Source organism: Planomonospora sp. ID91781 (assembly GCF_015711595.1).
Classification (GTDB): domain Bacteria; phylum Actinomycetota; class Actinomycetes; order Streptosporangiales; family Streptosporangiaceae; genus Planomonospora; species Planomonospora parontospora.
In genome coordinates this window covers 384699-402580 of the sequence record NZ_JABTEY010000003.1, presented here as the reverse complement: position 1 = coordinate 402580, position 17882 = coordinate 384699, and the positions used below count along the sequence as shown (strand labels likewise).

At 73.1% G+C, this 17882-nt stretch carries 22 protein-coding genes; 17 read left to right on the top strand and 5 right to left on the bottom strand.

Going from position 1 to position 17882, the window contains the following annotated elements; translation table 11 throughout:
- Window positions 1-29 precede the first annotated feature (29 nt).
- Genes HS048_RS32130 through HS048_RS32115 form a run of 4 tightly spaced genes read left to right on the top strand, consistent with a single transcriptional unit; the run spans window position 30 to window position 4154 of the window.
- Window positions 30-755 carry a 1-acyl-sn-glycerol-3-phosphate acyltransferase gene (locus HS048_RS32130; protein WP_196469759.1) on the top strand — a complete coding sequence of 242 codons (726 nt, stop codon included), beginning with the start codon at window positions 30-32 and terminating at the stop codon, window positions 753-755.
- Window positions 756-775: 20 nt separating this feature from the next.
- Window positions 776-1786 (top strand): NAD(P)H-dependent glycerol-3-phosphate dehydrogenase, encoded by a 1011-nt coding sequence (locus tag HS048_RS32125; protein ID WP_068897584.1) that lies wholly within the window; start codon window positions 776-778, stop codon window positions 1784-1786.
- Window positions 1783-2994, top strand: a complete 1212-nt coding sequence (locus HS048_RS32120; protein WP_068897583.1) for a PLP-dependent aspartate aminotransferase family protein — start codon at window positions 1783-1785, stop codon at window positions 2992-2994. The genes HS048_RS32125 and HS048_RS32120 overlap by 4 nt, the downstream gene beginning before the upstream one ends.
- A gap of 50 nt (window positions 2995-3044) precedes the next feature.
- A complete protein-coding gene (locus tag HS048_RS32115) occupies window positions 3045-4154 on the top strand; it encodes a D-alanine--D-alanine ligase family protein (RefSeq protein WP_068897582.1) in 1110 nt (369 codons plus the stop codon).
- Here HS048_RS32115 and HS048_RS32110 read toward each other — a convergent pair.
- Together HS048_RS32110 and HS048_RS32105 are read right to left on the bottom strand one after the other, a co-directional pair.
- Entirely contained in the window at window positions 4137-4643 is a 507-nt protein-coding gene (locus HS048_RS32110; protein WP_084008386.1) for a DUF3515 family protein, read from the bottom strand. The genes HS048_RS32115 and HS048_RS32110 overlap by 18 nt on opposite strands.
- A gap of 16 nt (window positions 4644-4659) precedes the next feature.
- Complete coding sequence (locus tag HS048_RS32105; RefSeq protein ID WP_068897581.1) at window positions 4660-4893, bottom strand: Lrp/AsnC family transcriptional regulator; 234 nt, start codon at window positions 4891-4893, stop codon at window positions 4660-4662.
- 51 nt (window positions 4894-4944) lie between these two features.
- Here HS048_RS32105 and HS048_RS32100 point away from each other — a divergent pair, with 51 nt between their 5' ends.
- The 3 genes from HS048_RS32100 to thiD all read left to right on the top strand — a co-directional run bounded on the left by HS048_RS32100 (window position 4945) and on the right by thiD (window position 7714).
- Window positions 4945-5934 (top strand): thiamine-phosphate kinase, encoded by a 990-nt coding sequence (locus tag HS048_RS32100; RefSeq protein WP_196469758.1) that lies wholly within the window; start codon window positions 4945-4947, stop codon window positions 5932-5934.
- Between the two features lie 97 nt (window positions 5935-6031).
- Window positions 6032-6793, top strand: coding sequence for a hypothetical protein (locus HS048_RS32095; RefSeq protein WP_196469757.1), 762 nt, complete (start codon window positions 6032-6034; stop codon window positions 6791-6793).
- 123 nt (window positions 6794-6916) lie between these two features.
- Window positions 6917-7714: a bifunctional hydroxymethylpyrimidine kinase/phosphomethylpyrimidine kinase gene (thiD, locus tag HS048_RS32090; protein ID WP_153054276.1), complete on the top strand. Its 798-nt coding sequence runs from the start codon at window positions 6917-6919 to the stop codon at window positions 7712-7714.
- A gap of 12 nt (window positions 7715-7726) precedes the next feature.
- Here thiD and HS048_RS32085 read toward each other — a convergent pair whose 3' ends face one another.
- The 3 genes from HS048_RS32085 to rpmB all read right to left on the bottom strand — a co-directional run bounded on the left by HS048_RS32085 (window position 7727) and on the right by rpmB (window position 8811).
- Window positions 7727-8161, bottom strand: a complete 435-nt coding sequence (locus tag HS048_RS32085; RefSeq protein WP_191893561.1) for a PIN domain-containing protein — start codon at window positions 8159-8161, stop codon at window positions 7727-7729.
- Entirely contained in the window at window positions 8158-8469 is a 312-nt protein-coding gene (locus HS048_RS32080) for a hypothetical protein (RefSeq protein WP_068897576.1), read from the bottom strand. The genes HS048_RS32085 and HS048_RS32080 overlap by 4 nt, the downstream gene beginning before the upstream one ends.
- 156 nt (window positions 8470-8625) lie before the next feature.
- The gene (rpmB, locus tag HS048_RS32075) at window positions 8626-8811 is read right to left on the bottom strand and encodes a 50S ribosomal protein L28 (RefSeq protein ID WP_068897575.1); all 186 of its coding nucleotides are present in this window, start codon (window positions 8809-8811) and stop codon (window positions 8626-8628) included.
- A 285-nt stretch (window positions 8812-9096) separates the two neighbouring features.
- On the opposite strand from rpmB, the gene HS048_RS32070 reads away from it, so the two are divergent.
- From HS048_RS32070 to HS048_RS32025, 10 genes are all read left to right on the top strand, one after another.
- Window positions 9097-10683 (top strand): DAK2 domain-containing protein, encoded by a 1587-nt coding sequence (locus tag HS048_RS32070; protein WP_196469756.1) that lies wholly within the window; start codon window positions 9097-9099, stop codon window positions 10681-10683.
- A 68-nt stretch (window positions 10684-10751) separates the two neighbouring features.
- The gene (recG, locus tag HS048_RS32065; RefSeq protein ID WP_196469755.1) at window positions 10752-12923 is read left to right on the top strand and encodes an ATP-dependent DNA helicase RecG; all 2172 of its coding nucleotides are present in this window, start codon (window positions 10752-10754) and stop codon (window positions 12921-12923) included.
- 434 nt (window positions 12924-13357) lie between these two features.
- A complete protein-coding gene (gene rsmD, locus HS048_RS32060; RefSeq protein WP_068897572.1) occupies window positions 13358-13927 on the top strand; it encodes a 16S rRNA (guanine(966)-N(2))-methyltransferase RsmD in 570 nt (189 codons plus the stop codon).
- Window positions 13928-13942: 15 nt separating this feature from the next.
- On the top strand, window positions 13943-14419 hold the full coding sequence (gene coaD, locus HS048_RS32055) for a pantetheine-phosphate adenylyltransferase (protein WP_068897571.1): 477 nt from the start codon (window positions 13943-13945) through the stop codon (window positions 14417-14419).
- 139 nt (window positions 14420-14558) lie between these two features.
- A complete protein-coding gene (locus HS048_RS32050; protein ID WP_084008385.1) occupies window positions 14559-15110 on the top strand; it encodes a DUF177 domain-containing protein in 552 nt (183 codons plus the stop codon).
- Window position 15111: 1 nt separating this feature from the next.
- Window positions 15112-15291 (top strand): 50S ribosomal protein L32, encoded by a 180-nt coding sequence (gene rpmF / locus HS048_RS32045; RefSeq protein ID WP_084008384.1) that lies wholly within the window; start codon window positions 15112-15114, stop codon window positions 15289-15291.
- Between the two features lie 255 nt (window positions 15292-15546).
- Window positions 15547-16251 carry a ribonuclease III gene (gene rnc, locus HS048_RS32040; RefSeq protein WP_229798570.1) on the top strand — a complete coding sequence of 235 codons (705 nt, stop codon included), beginning with the start codon at window positions 15547-15549 and terminating at the stop codon, window positions 16249-16251.
- Between the two features lie 25 nt (window positions 16252-16276).
- On the top strand, window positions 16277-17152 hold the full coding sequence (gene mutM, locus HS048_RS32035; protein WP_196469754.1) for a bifunctional DNA-formamidopyrimidine glycosylase/DNA-(apurinic or apyrimidinic site) lyase: 876 nt from the start codon (window positions 16277-16279) through the stop codon (window positions 17150-17152).
- Entirely contained in the window at window positions 17149-17424 is a 276-nt protein-coding gene (locus HS048_RS32030) for an acylphosphatase (protein ID WP_068897567.1), read from the top strand. Before mutM ends, HS048_RS32030 begins: the two co-directional genes overlap by 4 nt.
- Before the next feature lie 188 nt (window positions 17425-17612).
- Window positions 17613-17807, top strand: coding sequence for a hypothetical protein (locus tag HS048_RS32025; RefSeq protein WP_068897566.1), 195 nt, complete (start codon window positions 17613-17615; stop codon window positions 17805-17807).
- The last annotated feature ends 75 nt before the right edge of the window (window positions 17808-17882 follow it).

Here is a 17882-nt window from a genome sequence, read left to right as displayed (position 1 = left end):
GTGTACCCCCCTAGTGTATGGAGGAGCGGATGAGACGCCCTGGATGGCCGACCAGGTTCTGGGTCGCGGTGGCCGTCGTGATCGTCAAACCGATCTCGTGGCTCCTGGTGAAGAAGGAGTGGCGGCACGCGGAGCGGCTGCCGCGCGAGGGCGCGATCATCATGGTGACCAACCACCTGTCGTGGGTGGACCCCTTCCTGGTCGCGCACTTCCTGTACGACCACGGGCGCTGGCCGGTGGTCCTGGCCAAGTCCGGGCTCTTCTCGGTGCCGGTGATCGGCCGCATGGTGCGGGCGATGCGGGCGATCCCCGTCTACCGGGGCAGCGCGGACGCGGCCCGCTCGCTGGAGGCGTCCCGGGAGCGGATCGACGAGGGGGCGTGCGTGATGTTCTACCCCGAGGGCACCTGCACCCGCGATCCGGACTTCTGGCCCATGGAGGGCAAGACGGGCGCGGCGCGGCTGGCCCTGGAGACCGGGGTGCCGGTGATCCCGGTGGCGCACTGGGGCGCGCAGGAGATCCTGCCCTACGGCAGCCGGCGGCCCCGCCTCCTGCCCCGCAAGACGTTCCGCGTGCAGGTCGGGGACCCGGTGGACCTGTCGAAGTACCGTGAAGGGCTCGGCGGGCGGCCGCCCGGGGCCGAGGCGCTGCGCGCGGCGACCGCCGACATCATGGCGGCGATCACGGCCCAGCTGGCCGAGCTGCGCGGACGGAAGGCGCCTGCCGCCCCGTTCAAGAAGCCCTCTCACGGCTGACTTCGGCGTACGGTGATGAAATGACCAAGGCTGCCGTGTTCGGGACGGGTTCATGGGGCACGACTTTCGCGATGATCCTCGCCGGGGCGGGCACCCGGACGACCCTGTGGGGCAGGCGCCCGGAGATCGTCGAGGCGATCGACCGCCGCCATGAGAACCCCGACTACCTGCCGGGTACGGCGCTGCCCGAGACGCTGCGCGCCACCACCGAGCCGGCCGAGGCGCTCGACGGCGCCGACTTCGTGGTGCTCGCCGTGCCCTCGCAGACCCTGCGCGGCAACCTGACCGCCTGGAAGCCGGACCTGCCGGACGACGCGGTCCTGGTGAGCCTGATGAAGGGCATCGAGCTCGGCACCACCAAGCGGATGAGCGAGGTGATCTGCGAGGTCGCCGAGGTCCCGGCGGAGCGGGTCGCGGTGGTGTCGGGTCCCAACCTGGTCGGCGAGATCGTCCGCGGCCAGCCCGCCGCGACGGTGGTCGCCTGCCCCGACGAGGGGGCCATGGAGCGGCTGCAGGCGGCCTGCCACCTGCCGCCGTGGTTCCGCCCCTACACCAACCCCGACGTGGTCGGCGTGGAGCTCGGCGGGGCGGTCAAGAACGTCATCGCGCTCGCCGTCGGGGTCTCGGCGGGCATGGGGATGGGCGACAACGTCAGCGCGATGCTCATGACGCGCGGGCTGGCGGAGATCTCCCGGCTCGGCGCGGCGCTCGGCGCCGACCCGCACACGTTCGCGGGGCTGGCGGGGATGGGCGACCTGGTGGCGACCTGTACCTCACCGTTGTCCAGGAACCGCACCTTCGGTGAGAATCTGGGACGGGGCATGACCCTGGCCGAGGTCGTCGCCGCCACCAAGCAGACCGCAGAGGGCGTCAAGTCCTGCGAGTCGGTCCTCGAACTGGCCAGAAAGCACGACGTGGAGATGCCGATCACCGAGGTCGTGGTGGCCGTCGTCCATGACGGCATGCCCCCCCGCGAGGCCGCGATGCTGCTGATGTCGCGGACCCCCAAACCCGAACGGTACGGCGTGTGAACCGCCCCGCACGCCGGCAACGGGGCGAGAACACCCGCTCGGCGCATCTGCCGGCCCCGGCGGGTCCCCCGGGCAGCCCTCTCGGCCTGCCGGTGTGGCGCAGCTCCGCGTGGAGCCGCACCGGCCCGCCCGGCGGCCCGGAGACGACGGGGGAGGACGCCGCCGACCGCGTCGACAACCCGACCACCGCCGCCTTCGCCGCGGCCGTCGCCTCCCTGGAGGGCGCGGCCGCGCCCGAGGACGTCGCGGGCCAGGCCTTCGCCTCGGGGACGGCCGCGGTCAACGCGGTGCTGATGACCTTCCTGCGATCGGGGGCGCACGTCGTCGCCCCCGTCCAGGTCCACGACCGGACCCACTCGCTGATCACGAACGTGCTGTCCAGGTTCGGGGTGAGCGCGGACTTCGTCGACTACGCCGATCTCGGCCGGGTGGGCGCGGCGGTCCGGCGGAGCACGAAGATCATATACGCGGAGACGCTCTCCACCCCGTCGGCCGCCGTGGCCGACGTCCGCGGCCTCTACCGGATCGCCCGCTCCGCCGGAGCCCTCCTGGTGGTCGACTCGACCTTCGCCACGCCGGTCGTGTGCCGCCCTCTGGAGCACGGCGCCGACCTCGTGGTCCACTCCGCGACCACCTACCTCGGGGGGCACGACGACTGCACCGGCGGCGTCGTCGTGGGCCGTCCCGACCTGATCGCCCGGCTCCGCCGGGTCCGCGTCGACACGGGGGCCGAGCTCTCCCCGGACGACGCCTTCCTGCTCCGCCGGGGCCTGGAGACGCTGCCGCTGCGGGTGCGCCGCATGTGCTCCACCGCGATGGTGTTCGCCGCGGCCGTGGCCAAGCACCCCGCCGTCCGCCGGGTCGACTACCCCGGCCTCCCCGGGCACCCCGGTCACCGGCTCGCCAGGCACCTGTTCGACTCCGGCCCGGAGGGCACCCGGTACGGCGCCTGCGTGACGGTGACCCCGCACGGCGGTCACGACGCGGGCGTACGGCTGGCCGGCGCGCTCAGGCTGGTCTCGCCCGCCTCCTCGGCGGGCGGCACGCGTACCAAGGCCGTGTGCACCGCCTCCCTCGGCCGCCGATCCGGCGAGGACGCGGGGGGCGACGCGGGGGCCGTGCGCTTCTCGATCGGGCTGGAGGACGCCGAGGATCTCATCGTGGACGTCACCAGGGCGCTCGACTCCCTGCTCGCTTCGGGGAGATAGGCGCGTCTGACAACCGGATTCACCTCCCAGAGGGGGTACATTCGGTCATCATGAGCGAGCAGCACACACCTCGGCCGCGGGTGGCGATCCTCTTCGGCGGCCGCAACTCCGAGCACGCCGTCTCCATCCTCGGAGCGGGCAGCGTGCTGGAGGTGATCGACCGGTCCAGATACGAGGTGATCCCCATCGGGATCGCCCGGGACGGGCGGTGGGTGCTCGCCTCCGGCGACCAGAGCTACGCGATCGAGGGCGGCGAGCTGCCGTCCGTGGACGCCCGGGGGGCCGAGCTCGTGCTGCCGTCCGGCGGCGGCCCGCTGGTGGTCCACGACGCCGCCGACGTCCCGGTCGAGCTCGGGCGGGTGGACGTGGTCTTCCCGGTCATGCACGGCCCGTTCGCCGAGGACGGCACCATCCAGGGCCTGCTCGAGATGGCGGGGGTCCGCTACGTCGGCTCCGGCGTGCTGGCCAGCGCGGTCGGCATGGACAAGGCCTACATGAAGATGGTGCTGGCGGCCTCGGGCCTGCCCGTGGGCCCGTACGTCACGATCCGCGACCGCGACTGGCGGGTGGACCGGGACCGGGTCCTCAAGGAGGTCCAGGAGCTGGGCTGGCCGGTCTTCGTCAAGCCGGCCCGGGCGGGGTCGAGCCAGGGCATCTCCAAGGCCTCGGACCTCGAGGAGCTGGAGCGCGCCGTCGAGCTGGCCCGGGAGCACGACCCCAAGGTGCTGGTCGAGGCCGCGATCACCGGCAGGGAGATCGAGTGCGCCGTGCTGGAGTCCCTGGGAGACGAGCCGCCGCAGGCCAGCCTCCCGGGGGAGATCCTGGTCCACGGCGACCACGAGTTCTACGACTTCGAGGCCAAGTACGTCGGGGACGACATGTCCCTGGTCGTGCCGGCGGACCTGCCCGGCGGGCTGACCGAGGACCTGCGGGCCATGGCCGTGCGGGCGTTCGAGGCGCTGGGCTGCGAGGGGCTGGCCCGGGTCGACTTCTTCTGCACCGACGACGGCAGGCTGCTGCTCAACGAGATCAACACGATGCCGGGCTTCACCGCGATGTCGGCCGCGCCGCAGCTGTGGGAGGCCACCGGCCTGCCGTACGCCGAGCTGGTCGACCGGCTGATCCGGCTCGCCCTGGAGCGCTCACCCGGTCTGCGGTAGCGCCGCCTTGACGGGGACCGCGAGCTCGACCAGCACGCTCTCCGGAGCGTGCGCGCGGGAGATCGTCACCTCGACGTAGGCCGCCCGCCCGATCGCGGTGAACAACGCGGGCCGGGCGGGGTCGGCGAACCACGCCACGTCGTCGACCACCGGCACCTGGTCGGTGGCGGCCATGTTCGCCGGGCGCGGCACCCCGCAGCGCAGCCCGATCTCGCCGGCCCCCCAGACCGCGACGTACGGCGACGGGGGGTCCGACTCGGTCCGCTCGGCGCCGTCGAGCACCTGGGGCAGGCGCCCGGCGAGCGCACGGCACGCGGCGGCGGCCGACGGCTCCGGCGAGGGCGGGTCCATGCGGACCGCCCCGCCGCATCCCGCCAGGGCCAGCAGGGCGCAGGCCCAGCCGGCCCGGCGGGCGAAGCGGGGAGACCGGTCGGCCCCGCGGGTGGAGCGGGGAGACCGCTCGACCCGGCGGGCGAACCGGAGAGACATGCGTCCTTCCCGCGGGTCAGATGTGCACGATGGGGCAGGTGAGGGTCCGCGTGATCCCCTCCACCGCCTGGATCTGCGCCACCACGAGTTTGCCGAGCTCGTCCACGTTCCGGGCCTCCGCGCGCACGATCACGTCGTAGGGGCCGGTGACGTCCTCGGCCTGCGTGACGCCGGAGATCGAGGAGATCTGGCGCGCGACGTCCGCGGCCTTGCCGACTTCGGTCTGGATAAGGATGTAGGCCTGCACCATCACGTCCTCCCGGGCGATTGGATCAGTACCGGAGGGCAACCGTACCCTGTGATGAACGGGAGGTGCGTCATCACAGTCGGAGATCTCGGCGAATTCGGAATCGTTGCGCGTATTGCCGGACGCTTGCCGCAGGGCCGGACCGTCCTGCTCGGCCCGGGGGACGACGCCGCGCTGGTGGGTGCGCCCGACGGACGGGTCGTCGTCACAACGGACTTACTGCTTGAGAATAGACATTTCCGTCTTGACTGGTCCAGTGCCTACGATATCGGGCGTAAAGCCGCCGCCCAGAACCTCGCCGACGTCGTCGCGATGGGTGCGGTCCCCACCGGCGTCGTGGTGGGCCTCGGCCTGCCCGCCACCACCGCCGCCGGCTGGCTGGACGACCTCGCCGACGGCTTCCGGGACGAGTGCGACCTGGTCGGGGCGAGCGTCGTGGGCGGTGACACCACCCGCTGCGACCTGGTGGTGATCGGCGTGACGGCCCTCGGCGACCTGGGCGGGCGCGCGCCGGTCACGCGTTCGGGGGCCCGTCCCGGCGACGTGGTCGCGGTGGCGGGGCGCCTCGGTCACGCCGCGGCCGGACTCGCCCTGCTCCAGGCCGGCCGCGCCGGGGGCGCCGGACCCGGCGATCCGGCCCCGGCGGAGCTGGAGACCCTGGTGGACGCCCACCGCCGCCCGCGACCGCCCTATCCGTGCGGGGTCCAGGCCGCCGAACTGGGTGCGACCGCGATGCTGGACGTCAGCGACGGCCTTCTGCAGGACCTGGGGCACATCGCCGAGGCCGGCGGGGTGGGCGTCGCGCTCGACCTCTCGGCCTTCACCGTCCCCGAAGAACTGGAGACCGCGGCCCGCCTGCTCGGTGCCGACCCGCTGGACTGGGTGCTCACCGGCGGAGAGGACCACGCCCTGGCCGCGACCTTCCCCGGCGGCGTACGGCTCCCACCCGCCTGGACGGAGATCGGGCGTGTGACGGAGGGCGAGGGCGTCGAAGCCGGGGACAGGACCTCGGAGCACCGCGGCTGGGATCATTTCCGGACGTGACATCTGTCACCGGCTGGTGCATCGGCGAAAATTGTGACAGATCTTTACCGAAATGGTAGGAAGATTGGCGGTCGACGTCCTGCGAGAACGAGGTGCCATGGGTAGTCACGAGCCGGCGGGGGAGGACGCCCTTCACCGTGGCGGGCGACCCGAGCCCGAGGCCGCGCCGGAGCCGCCCGCGGACGTGCCGGTCGGGCGCAGGCTCCGTCCCGAACAGTCGGCGACCGGCGACATCCTCCCGGCGCAGGAGGACCGCGTGGAGTCCGGCCCCGCCGAGGCGGACCGGCCCGGCGGGCGGTGGCGCCTCGGGGCGCCGGTGAAGGCGGCGGCGCTGACGGTCGCCGCCGCGGCCGCGATGCTGGGCGGGACCGCGGCCGGCGTCCAGGCGTGGAAGGACTCGGCCGGGCCGCTCTTCGGCTGCTCGACCGGAGAGTGCCGGACGGCGGGCCCGGAGGGCGGCGCCACCGGGCCCGGGGAACGCGCCCCCGGGGAGGAGCGCCCGCAGCCGGAGCGGTCCCGGACCGCTGCCCCGTCCCCATCGTCGTCCCCGTCTCCCGAGGAGACGACCCGCCCGGAGGCGAGCCGCACCCCGAAGGCCCGTCCCGCCACGCAGGAGCCCACCCGGCGTCCCCGGGGGACGGGATCGGCGTCCGGCGGTGACGAGGAGGCCCGGAAGCAGGGCCTGTCCGTGGGAAGGCCGGGTACGCTCCGCGAAGAGACCCCCACGCAGACCGCCGCTCCCACGTCCACGCAGGCGCCCTCGACCGCTCCGTCCCCCGGCTCCGGAAGCGGGGACGGGGACGGGATTGAGATCCCGCTCCCTCTCCCGCTCCCTCTCCCGCTGGACGGGAAGGACTGAGGACGGCCCCGGCGACCCGCGTCCCGGAGCGGGGCCGTGCCCCGGCGGGCGATGCCCGGGTGGCGGCCGCCCGCCGGGGACACGGCGCCACGGAATCCGGCGGAAGCTGGTTGGATGAGGTTCATGACCGTTTCGTCCCCTCCCCGCGTGCTGACCGTCGCCGGCTCCGACTCCGGCGGCGGCGCGGGCATCCAGGCCGACCTGAAGACCATGCTGGCCCTCGGCGTGCACGGCATGAGCGTCATCGCCGCGGTGACGGCGCAGAACTCGCTGGGCGTGCAGGGCTACTGGGAGCTCCCGCCCGAGGCGGTACGGGCCCAGCTCGACTCGGTGCTCGGCGACATCGGGGCCCAGGCCGTCAAGACGGGGATGCTGGCCTCGGCGGTGCTCGTGGAGACCGTCGCCGAGGCGCTGTCCGGGGTGGACGCGCCGGTCGTGGTGGATCCGGTCGGCGTCTCCAAGCACGGGGACGCCCTGCTGGCGCCCGAAGCCGTGGAGACCGTCAAGTCCCGGCTGCTGCCCGTGGCCACGGTCGTCACCCCCAACCTCTGGGAGGTCTCCCAGCTCACCGGGGTGAAGGTCGAGGACGAGAGGGACCTGCGCCGGGCCGCGGACGCGATCCTGGCGCTCGGTCCCGCCTGGGCACTGGTCAAGGGCGGCCACCTGCCGGGCGCCCCGGTGGACCTGCTCACCGACGGCGACCGGGAGTTCCGCTTCACCGCGGAACGCCACGACAACCGGCACACCCACGGCACGGGCTGCACCCTGGCCTCGGCGGTGGCCTCCTGGCTGGCCCTCGGCGAGGACGTCCCGTCCGCGGTGGGGAAGGCCAAGGAGTACGTCACCGGAGCGATCGCCCGGGGGTTCGCGCTGGGCGCGGGCATCGGCCCGGTGGACCACGCCTGGCGGCAGCGCGCCTGACGGGACCCGTTCTCAGACGTCGATGATCACGCGGTCCAGCGCGCCGTCGACGCGGGTGATGCCGTCGCGGTCGCCGGTGAGCACGATGGCGTCGACGACCCCCGAAGGGGAGCTGCGGGCGCACAGGGCGACGTTCACGTCGACCACGTCGTCATGGCCGCACTCGCCGATCTTCCGGCCGATCTCCATGGCGCGCTCCGGGGTCAGCTCGTCGATCACCAGCGAGCCGTGGCGGATCCGCCGGGCGCGGTTGAACGCCGCGGCCAGCCGTACCCGGCGGGTCCCGTCCCGGCCGGCCTCGGCCAGCACCGTGCGGGGCACGACGCCCTCCAGCTCGCCCGCGAGGATCCGTTCCAGGGCCTCGATCACGTCGGGGTTGCCCCGTTCGAGCCCGACGAGGGCCCCGGTGTCGAACACGAAGCGCCGCAGGCCGGCGGGGCGCGTCACGCCGTCCGCCCCCTTCTGACCGGCTCGGTCTCCTGGACCGTGCACAGGGCGTCGACGGCCTCGTCGATCCGCTTCCTGCTCTCCGCGGTCGGCGGGCCGAACTCCGTCCTGAGGTCGGCGACGAGCGCGGACAGCTCCGCCCGGCTGCGCTGGTGCTCGACGACCTCCGCGATCAACCCGGAGATGGAGAGGGCCCGGCCGGCCCTGACCTCGGACTGCATCCACCGGTACAGGTCATCGGGGAGGTCGACGCCGATCTTCTTGGTCATGTCGCGTACGTTGCCGCGAGGGAAGCAGGTGATGGTCACGCTGTGACGATAGAGAGTCACGGTCCGTGCGGTGGACGGGTTGCGAAAACATGTTCACCGCCAGCGGTTCCGTTGAACCGGCGGTCCGTCCTCCGGGAAAACCGACAGCCCGCCGCCCCTCGGCGGAGGGGCGGCGGGCTGTGCGGAGAGCCTGGGCTAGCGGGTGACCTTGCCGGCCTTGATGCAGGAGGTGCACACGTTCAGCCGCTTCGGCGTGCCGTTCACGACCGCGCGCACGGGCTGGATGTTCGGGCTCCAGCTGCGACGGGTGCGGCGGTGCGAGTGGGAGACGTTGTTGCCGAAGATCGGCTTCTTAGCGCAAACGTCGCAGACGGAAGCCACGGTTCGCTCCTTATATCAGTCGAGAGACCCGATCCGCTGGGCGGTCATCGGGCATGCCGGGACGACCGGCTGGCCAAACGAGGATATCCGATGCCTGACCGTGCGTGCCAACGCGAGCTGCCACGACTGGCCGAACGGGGATAATCTCCGAAAGGCAACCGTAGCGCATCCGGGCGGCCGCGGCGGCGGACCGCGTCCGGAGGCGGGCGCGCCGGTCGTGCCCCGCAGGGAGGCGCGACCGCCGGGGACGAGGGGCGAACGCGCCCGCAGGCACGGAGGGCAGGCATGCTGCAGGTTCTCGACCCGCCGGCGGTCCGGCGGTGGTCATGGCTGGCCGCGGAGACGCTGGGCCGGGCCAGGGAGGAGATCGACGCCCTCAACGTCTTCCCCGTGCCCGACGGCGACACCGGCACCAACCTCCACCTGACCATGCTCTCGGCGGCCGAGGCGCTGGACGGGCTGCCCGGGGACGCCGACGCGGCCACCACCTGGCGGACCCTCGCCCAGGGCGCCCTGCTCGGCGCGCGGGGCAACTCGGGGGTCATCGTCAGCCAGGCGCTCCGCGGCCTCGCCGAGGTGCTGAGGACGGCCGAGGGCGGCGGCGCGGATCTCGGCCGGGGCCTGGCCAGGGCCGCGGAGCTGGCCCGCGGCGCGGTGGAGCGGCCGGTCGAGGGCACGCTGCTGAGCGTGCTCGGCGCGGTGGCGGCCGCGGTGCGCGACCTGTCCGGCGACCTCGCCGCGGTGGCGGGCAGGGCCGCGCAGGAGGCCCGCGCCGCGCTCCGGCGCACCCCGGACCAACTGGAGGTGCTGTCCCGCAACGGCGTGGTGGACGCGGGCGCGGCGGGCCTGACGCTCATTCTGGAGAGCCTCGCCGCGGTGGTGACCGGCTCCTACGCCGAGCGGCCCGACGTCCCCGCGCCGGTCCGCAGGGTCGTGCCGGGGCCGGAGGAGCCGCACCGGCCCGAGGGGCATCCGGGCTACGAGGTCATGTACCTGCTGGACGCCGGCGACGAGGCCGTGGAGACCCTGCGCGGCGAGCTGGACGCGCTCGGCGACTCGCTGGTGGTCGTGGGGGGGGACGGTCTGTGGAACGTGCACGTGCACGTGGAGGACGCGGGGGCGGCGATCGAGGCCGCCCTGCGGGCCGGCGGCAGGCCGCACCGGATCAGGGTGACCTACCTGGCCGGGTCCGGCCGGACGCACCCGGCCGCGGGCGGGCGGGGCGTGGTGGCGGTGGCGGCGGGTCCCGCCCTGGGCGAGGTGTTCGAGCGTTCGGGAGCCGTCGTGGTCCGGCGCGAGCCGGGCTCCAGCCCGCCCCTGGCCGCGGTGCTGGCCGCGATCCGGGGGGCGGGCACCGAGGTCGTGGTCCTGCCCAACGACAGCGGGGCGCGCGAGGTCGCGGCGGCCGCCGCCGAAATCGCCCGCGAGGAGGGGCTCGCGGTGAGCGTCCTGCCCACCCGGGCGTCGGTGCAGGGCCTGGCGGCGCTGGCCGTCCACGACCCGCTGCGGCGGTTCGACGACGACGTGGTCGCGATGACCGAGGCGGCCGCGCACACCCGCCACGGGCACGTGTGGGTGGCCGACCGCGAGGTCATGACGAGCGCGGGGCTGATCCGGCCCGGGGCCGTGCTCGGCGTGATCGACGGGGACGCCGCCCTGGTCGGCGCGGACCTGGTGGAGACCGCGCTGGAGGTCGTCGGCCGGATGGTGTCCTCCAGCAGCGAGCTGGTCACCCTGCTGGAGGGCGCGGACGCGCCCGCCGGGCTGGCGCAGGCCGTACAGGACCGTCTGGCCGAGACCCGGCCGGACATCGAGGTCGTCCGCTACGGGGCAGGGCAGGGCGGTTACCCGCTGCTCGTCGGGGTCGAGTGAGCCGGTCCGGGGGAGGCGGAAGGCGGATGCGGGTGAATTCTGTCGCCCGGAGGCGGTAGAAAGCTGGCGTGACGAGCTTCGACGAGCCGACGGGCAAGGTGCTGGACCCCCGCACGGCCAAGCTGCTGGAGAGCGTCCTGGACCTGCGGACCGTCGGCGACCTGCTCCGGCACTACCCGCGGCGCTACGCCCAGCGGGGCGAGCTGACCGACCTCGACGACCTGCGGGTCGACGAGCACGTCACGGTGGTGGGCGAGGTCACCAGGGTCATGCGCAAGCCGATGCGCAACAAGGGCGGCACCTGGCTGGAGGTCGAGGTCGTCGACGGCCGCCGGAGCAAGATCTACCTGTCGTTCTTCGGGAAGGCCTCGCACATCGCCGAGACGCGGCTGCGCCCGGGCGCCCGGGGCATGTTCGCCGGGAAGGTCGGCGCGTTCGGCCAGGGCGAGCGGCGCAAGTGGCAGCTCTCCCACCCCGAGTTCGAGATGATCGACGAGGCCGAGCGCGACGCGGGGGAGTTCGCCGCGGCGCTGGTGCCGATCTACCCGGCGGGCAAGGACGTGACGCCCTGGGCGCTGCGGCGGGCCCTGGGCGTGGTCCTCGACACCATGGGCTCCCTCGAGGACCCCCTCCCGGAGGATCTGCGCGCCCGGCACGGGCTGCCCGGCCTGACCGAGGCGCTGCTGGCGATCCACCGGCCGCGCGACCACGCCGACGTGAGCCGGGCGCGCAAGCGGCTCAGGTTCGACGAGGCGTTCCTGCTCCAGGCCGTGCTGCTGCAGCGGAAGATGGCCGCCGCGGCCTGGTCGGCGACGCCCCGGCCCCGGCGCGGCGACGGGTTGCTGGCCGACTTCGACGGGCGGCTGCCGTTCCGGCTCACGGAGGGGCAGCTGAGCGTGGGCGAGGAGATCGCCGCCGACCTGGCCCTCGACCACCCGATGCACCGGCTGCTCCAGGGCGAGGTCGGCGCGGGCAAGACCGTGGTGGCGCTGCGGGCCATGCTCCAGGTGGTCGACGCCGGCGGCCAGGCGGTGTTGCTCGCCCCCACCGAGGTGCTCGCCCAGCAGCACCACCGGTCGATCACCGCCATGCTCGGCGACCTGGCCGCCGGCGGCATGTTCGGCGGCACCGCGGTCGCCCTGCTGACCGGCTCGCTCGGGGCCGCGGCCCGCCGGGCGGCGATGCTCGACGCGGCCTCCGGGACGGCCGGGATCGTGGTCGGCACCCACGCCGTGCTCCAGGAGCGGGTCCAGTTCGCCGACCTGGGGCTGGTCGTGGTCGACGAGCAGCACCGCTTCGGCGTGGAGCAGCGCGACGCGCTGCGCGAGAAGGCGGGGGGCGGGCGCCCGCACGTCCTGGTCATGACCGCCACCCCGATCCCGCGCACGGTCGCCATGACCGTCTTCGGCGACCTGACCGTCTCCACGCTCTCGCAGCTGCCCTCCGGCCGCGCCCCGATCACCACGCACGTGGTCCCCGTCGCGGAGAAGCCGCACTACCTGGACCGCGCCTGGGTCCGGGTGCGTGAGGAGATCGAGCTCGGTCGGCAGGCCTACGTCGTGTGCCCGCGCATCGGCGACCTGGAGGGCGACGAGGGAGACCTGGCCAAGGCGGACGACGAGCGCCGGCCGCCGCTGGCGGTGCTGGACGTGGCGGCGACCCTCGCCGACGGGCCGCTGAAGGGACTGCGCACCGCCGTGCTCCACGGCAAGCTGCCGCCGGAGGAGAAGGACGCCGTGATGCGGGCCTTCGCCCGCGGCGAGGTCGACGTCCTGGTGGCGACCACGGTCATCGAGGTCGGCGTGGACGTGCCGAACTCGTCGGTCATGGTGATCATGGATGCCGACCGCTTCGGCGTCTCCCAGCTCCACCAGCTCCGCGGCCGTGTCGGCCGGGGCGGCCTGCCGGGCCTGTGCCTCCTGGTGAGCGAGGCGCCGCAGGGCACCCCCGCGCGCGAGCGGCTCGACGCGGTCGCCTCGACCCTGGACGGCTTCGAGCTGTCCCGGGTGGACCTGGAGCAGCGCAGGGAGGGCGACGTGCTGGGCGTGGCCCAGTCGGGCCGCAGGTCGTCGCTGAAGATGCTCCGGCTGCTCCGGGACGAGGACGTCATCCAGGCCGCCCGGGACGAGGCGGAGGCGATGCTGGCGGCCGATCCGGACCTGGCCGGGCACCCGGTCCTGCGGGCGGAGATCGACCGGCTGCTCGCCGACGAGCGGGCGGAGTACCTCGAGAAGGCGTGACGGGGGTGCCCGGTGCGGCGGTCGGCGGACGTGCTCCCCGTGCGGTGATCACCTAGGTGGCGCCCCGACCCCTGTGCGGTAGTCGCCGACCTGGAGGGCCGCTCCCGTGCGGTGGTCGCCGGTGCCGGAACCCGATCGCCGGGTGAACGCCCAGTTGCGGGGACGGCCTCCCCCCGAATGCCGTCCCCGCCTGGGCCCATCTCTCGGGTCAGGTGCCGAGAGTACCGGCGTGCGGAAGGGCTCACGATCACGCCGGCCGGCCTTCCCCTGGGTCACTCGAAGGCCGCAGGACTCATCTTGCAGGGCGGCGGGACCCGAGGGAACGACCCTTGCGCTTTCGTCGCCGTCCCTTGCCCACTCTTGACCGGGATCGACCGGCGAAAACCCTCTGACCTGCGGTTATGTGTTCGGCTGCGACACGGGACAATGGACGGGTGAGTCGAGTCATCGCGGGTGTCGCAGGGGGAAGAAGGCTGGCCGTGCCGCCGGGGAACCGGACCCGGCCGACGAGCGACCGGGCCAGGGAGGGGATCTTCTCCACGGTGGGCTCGCTGCTCGGCCCGCTGGACGGCACCCGGGTGCTGGACCTGTACGCCGGGTCCGGCGCGATCGGGCTGGAGGCGCTGTCGCGCGGGGCGGACCACGCGCTGCTGGTCGAGTCCGACGCCAGGGCGGTCAGGACGATCAGGGAGAACATCGCCTCCCTCGGGCTGCCGGGCGCCGAACTCGCCGCCGACCGGGTGGAGCGGGTGCTCGCCCGGGGCGCCGCCGAGCCGTACGACCTCGTCTTCGCCGACCCGCCCTACGCGGTGACGGCCGAGGAGGTCGACGCGGTGCTGGAGCGCCTGCGCGACGGCGGGTGGCTCGCTCCGGACGCGCTGGTCGCGGTGGAACGGGAGAGCCGGGGGAAGGACCTGGTCTGGCCGGCCGGATACGAAGAGGAGAGGGTCCGTCGTTACGGCGAAGCGTCCGTTTGGTACGGTCGCGCCGCCGGGAATCCGTAAACCTGGGGGTTCGCCTTGCGTCGCGTCGTCTGTCCGGGGTCGTTCGACCCCGTCACCAACGGTCATCTGGACATCATCGGCCGGGCCTCCCGGCAGTACGACGAGGTCGTCGTCGCAGTCCTGATCAACATCGAGAAGAAGAGCCTGTTCACGGTCGAGGAGCGCATCGAGATGCTCCAGGCCGTGACGAAGGAGTACGGCAACGTGCGCGTGGACAAGTTCCACGGCCTGCTGGTGGACTACTGCAGGCAGCAGGAGATCCCGGCGATCGTCAAGGGACTGCGCGCGGTCAGCGACTTCGACTACGAGCTGCAGCAGGCCCAGCTGAACTACCGGATGTCCGGGGTCGAGACGCTGTTCATGGCGACCGGTCCCGAGGTGTCCTTCCTGTCGTCCAGCCGGATCAAGGAGATCGTCCGGTACGGCGGGAGCGTGGCCGGGCTGGTCCCCGATCTCGTCCAGGACCTGCTGGTCGAGCGGCTCAGGGGCTGACGGGGGCCGGGCGGCCCGGTGCCGGCCCGCGCCGCGGAGTGCGGGGGGAGAGGGCTCGCGAAGCAGACTCCGACCCCTGGTATTCTCTTATTTCGGCCTTGCACGACGGCGGTGATTCGCCATGCCTGATGAGAGCGGAATGACTCTGCACCTTGATCCTCGCGCCCCCTGGGTGGTCTCCACCCACGAACTGGGGCGGCGTCCGGGGGCCATGAAGCAGCTGCACCTGACTCTTCCGGCACCGGCGGAGACCGGCGTCGACATGATCGGCGTCCCCAAGGACGCCGATGTCGAGCTGGACATCCGGCTTGAGTCGGTCATGGAGGGCGTGCTCGTCACGGGCACGGCGCGGTCCCCGCTGCGGGGGGAGTGCGCACGGTGCCTGGAGCCGGTCACCTCGGAGAACGAGGTGTCGTTCCAGGAGCTGTACTTCTACTCGGCTGAGGATGCAGCCGAGGACGACCTTCTCCTCGACGGTGACCTGCTCGACCTCGAACCGGTGTTCCGCGACGCGGTGGTGCTCACACTGCCGTTGAGCCCGCTGTGCAGTGAGGACTGCGCCGGGCTCTGCGCGGAGTGCGGGGTCAGGCTGGCTGATGCCGAGCCTGGCCACGGGCACGAGGTGATCGACGCCCGCTGGGCGAAGTTGCAAGGTCTGGTTCCGGAACATAACAACGATCAGGAGAGCTGACGTGGCTGTCCCCAAGCGCAAAATGTCGCGGAGCAACACTCGCTCCCGCCGGTCGCAGTGGAAGGCCGCCGCGGTTTCGCTCGTGAGCTGCCCCCAGTGCCGCTCGCCGAAGCGTCCGCACATGGTGTGCCCGACCTGCGGCACCTACAACCGCCGTCAGGTGATCGAGCCCTCCGCCTGATCGCATTCTGACCGACGGACGCCGGCCGGGAGCGCTTCGCTCCCGGTCGGCGTCACCGTCCGCCCGCCAGTGCGATGGCGGTCCACCCGCGGCCGTGGTGGACGCCGGGGTCCGCGGTCACGCGTACCCTCCCGGCGCCCACCACGTCTTCGGAGTATCCGGACGATCTCTCGTCTCGCCTCTTCGCCATCGCGCATCCGATCGACCGTCGTGCGAGGAGAAGAAGACGTGGCAGCAAGCGTGAAGCCGGTGGCCGTGGAGGCCGTGCGGGACGAGCTGGAAGAGATCCTGTCCGTGCGGCTGGACGCGGCGATCCTGGAGCGGGCGCTGACCCACCGCTCCTACGCCTACGAGAACGGCGGCCTGCCCACCAACGAGCGCCTGGAGTTCCTCGGCGACTCGGTGCTGGGTCTCGTCGTCACCGACACCCTCTACCGCAACCACCCCGACCTGCCCGAGGGCCAGCTGGCCAAGCTGCGGGCCGCCGTGGTCAACATGCGCGCCCTCGCCGACGTGGCGCGCGGCCTGGGCCTGGGCCGGTTCCTGCGGCTCGGCCGCGGCGAGGAGGGCACCGGGGGGCGCGACAAGTCCTCGATCCTCGCCGACACCCTCGAGGCGCTGATCGGCTCGGTCTACGTGGACAAGGGCCTGGACGAGTCGTTCCGGGTCGTCCACCTGCTCTTCGACCCCCTCATCGCCCACTCGGCCTCGCTGGGCGCGGGGCTCGACTGGAAGACCTCCCTGCAGGAGCTGACGGCCTCGGAGTCGCTCGGCGTGCCCGAGTACCACGTCGCGGAGAGCGGCCCGGACCACGCCAAGTCCTTCAGCGCGGTCGTCCGCCTGGGCGGCGAGGAGTACGGCTCGGGCGCCGGGCGCTCGAAGAAGGAGGCCGAGCAGCAGGCCGCCGAGGCCGCATGGAACCGCATCAGGACCGACCGGGACGCGCGCGAGGCGAGCTGAGACCGGTCGGCGGGAAGGGACGCGCATGCCCGAGTTGCCCGAGGTCGAGGTCGTCCGGCGGGGCCTGGAGCGCTGGGTCGCCGGGCGGACCGTCGCCCGGGCCGAGGTGCTCCACCCGCGGGCGGTCCGGCGCCACGTCCCGGGCGCGGAGGAGTTCGCCGCCCGGCTGGCGGGCCGCACGATCGGCTCGGCCGAGCGCCGGGGCAAGTACCTCTGGCTCCCGCTGGACGGCTCCGACGCGATCCTGGCGCACCTCGGGATGAGCGGCCAGCTGCTGGTGGTCGAGCCGGACGCGGCCCCCGAGCGCCACCTGCGCATCCGGCTGGGATTCGCCGACGGCGGCCCCGAGCTCCGCTTCGTCGACCAGCGCACCTTCGGGCACGTGCTGGTCGCCCCGATGACCCTCCGGCTGCCGCGGTGGGTGCCGGAGCCCATCGCGCACATCGCGGCGGACCCCTTCGAAGCCGAGTTCGACGACGAGCTGTTCACCATCGACCTGCGGCGCAGGCGGACCGAGGTCAAGCGGGCGCTGCTGGACCAGTCGCTGATCAGCGGGGTCGGGAACATCTACGCCGACGAGGCGCTCTGGAGGGCCCGGCTGCACGGCACGCGGCCCGCGGACACACTGACCCGGCCGAAGATCGCGGAACTGCTGGCGGCCGCCCGCGAGGTGATGAGCGAGGCCCTGGCGGAGGGCGGCACATCTTTCGACAGTCTCTACGTGAATGTCAATGGCGAGAGCGGCTACTTCGAGCGGTCACTCGCCGTGTACGGCAGGCGCGGCCTGCCCTGCCGGAGGTGCGGCGCCCCGATCGTCCGGGAGTCGTTCATGAACCGCTCCTCCTACAGCTGCCCCCGCTGCCAGCCTCCCCCGCGGCGGTCCCGGAAGATGGGGGCATGACGGAGGTACGGCTGACCGCATGGGTCAGAGGCAGGGTGCAGGGCGTGGGTTTCCGCTGGTGGACGCGGGCGCGGGCACTGGAGCTCGGCCTGGCCGGCTGGGCGAGGAACACCGACGACGGCCGGGTGGAGGTCGTGGCCGAAGGGCCGGAGAAGGCGGCCGGCGAACTGCTGGAGCTGCTCCGGGGCGGCGGGACCCCCGGCCGGGTGGACACGGTCGTGGAGCGCTGGAGCGAGGCGAGAGGAAATCTATCCGGTTTCGTGGAGCGCTGACACTTCCCTTGAAACGCCTTAATGGGGTATATTTAGCTGTCGAGAGTGTCCACAGGTGCATCCATGCGGAGTGTTCAACTTGACCGTCTCCCTCACCGGTGCGACTCTTGATAGGAACCACGCGCACCCCTCCCGCGGCAAGAAGTGCGCGAACCAGTCTGGTCACTCAGCGTGGAGGACCCTTAACCATGGCGAAGGCTCTACTCGGCCACGTCGGCGGTCCTGACCCTCGGATGGTCTCGGAAATGCGTCGCCTTCAGCAGCGCATCCGCGACCTCGAGGCAGAGCTCACCCGGCTCCAGGCCCAGAACGACGAACTCGCGGCAGGCAACCGCGAAGAGGCGTTCCCCCGCCTGCAGGATCGCGAGCCGGCTCTCACCTAGGGCCCTTCTCCTGAACCTTCGCCCGTCGGGGCGGCGGATCCGAGTCGGATCCGGCGCGGATGTGCGGGGTTCAGG

Bases quoted from the DNA above. Each gene is read 5' to 3' on its own strand.
- HS048_RS32115 (WP_068897582.1), top strand. From the start codon at position 3,045: ATGAGCGAGCAGCACACACCTCGGCCGCGGGTGGCGATCCTCTTCGGC.
- HS048_RS32070 (WP_196469756.1), top strand. From the start codon at position 9,097: ATGCTGCAGGTTCTCGACCCGCCGGCGGTCCGGCGGTGGTCATGGCTG.
- HS048_RS32110 (WP_084008386.1), bottom strand. From the start codon at position 4,643: ATGTCTCTCCGGTTCGCCCGCCGGGTCGAGCGGTCTCCCCGCTCCACC.
- HS048_RS32095 (WP_196469757.1), top strand. From the start codon at position 6,032: ATGGGTAGTCACGAGCCGGCGGGGGAGGACGCCCTTCACCGTGGCGGG.
- HS048_RS32130 (WP_196469759.1), top strand. From the start codon at position 30: ATGAGACGCCCTGGATGGCCGACCAGGTTCTGGGTCGCGGTGGCCGTC.
- thiD (WP_153054276.1), top strand. From the start codon at position 6,917: ATGACCGTTTCGTCCCCTCCCCGCGTGCTGACCGTCGCCGGCTCCGAC.
- HS048_RS32050 (WP_084008385.1), top strand. From the start codon at position 14,559: ATGACTCTGCACCTTGATCCTCGCGCCCCCTGGGTGGTCTCCACCCAC.
- mutM (WP_196469754.1), top strand. From the start codon at position 16,277: ATGCCCGAGTTGCCCGAGGTCGAGGTCGTCCGGCGGGGCCTGGAGCGC.
- HS048_RS32025 (WP_068897566.1), top strand. From the start codon at position 17,613: ATGGCGAAGGCTCTACTCGGCCACGTCGGCGGTCCTGACCCTCGGATG.
- HS048_RS32125 (WP_068897584.1), top strand. From the start codon at position 776: ATGACCAAGGCTGCCGTGTTCGGGACGGGTTCATGGGGCACGACTTTC.
- HS048_RS32100 (WP_196469758.1), top strand. From the start codon at position 4,945: ATGAACGGGAGGTGCGTCATCACAGTCGGAGATCTCGGCGAATTCGGA.
- HS048_RS32105 (WP_068897581.1), bottom strand. From the start codon at position 4,893: ATGGTGCAGGCCTACATCCTTATCCAGACCGAAGTCGGCAAGGCCGCG.
- HS048_RS32030 (WP_068897567.1), top strand. From the start codon at position 17,149: ATGACGGAGGTACGGCTGACCGCATGGGTCAGAGGCAGGGTGCAGGGC.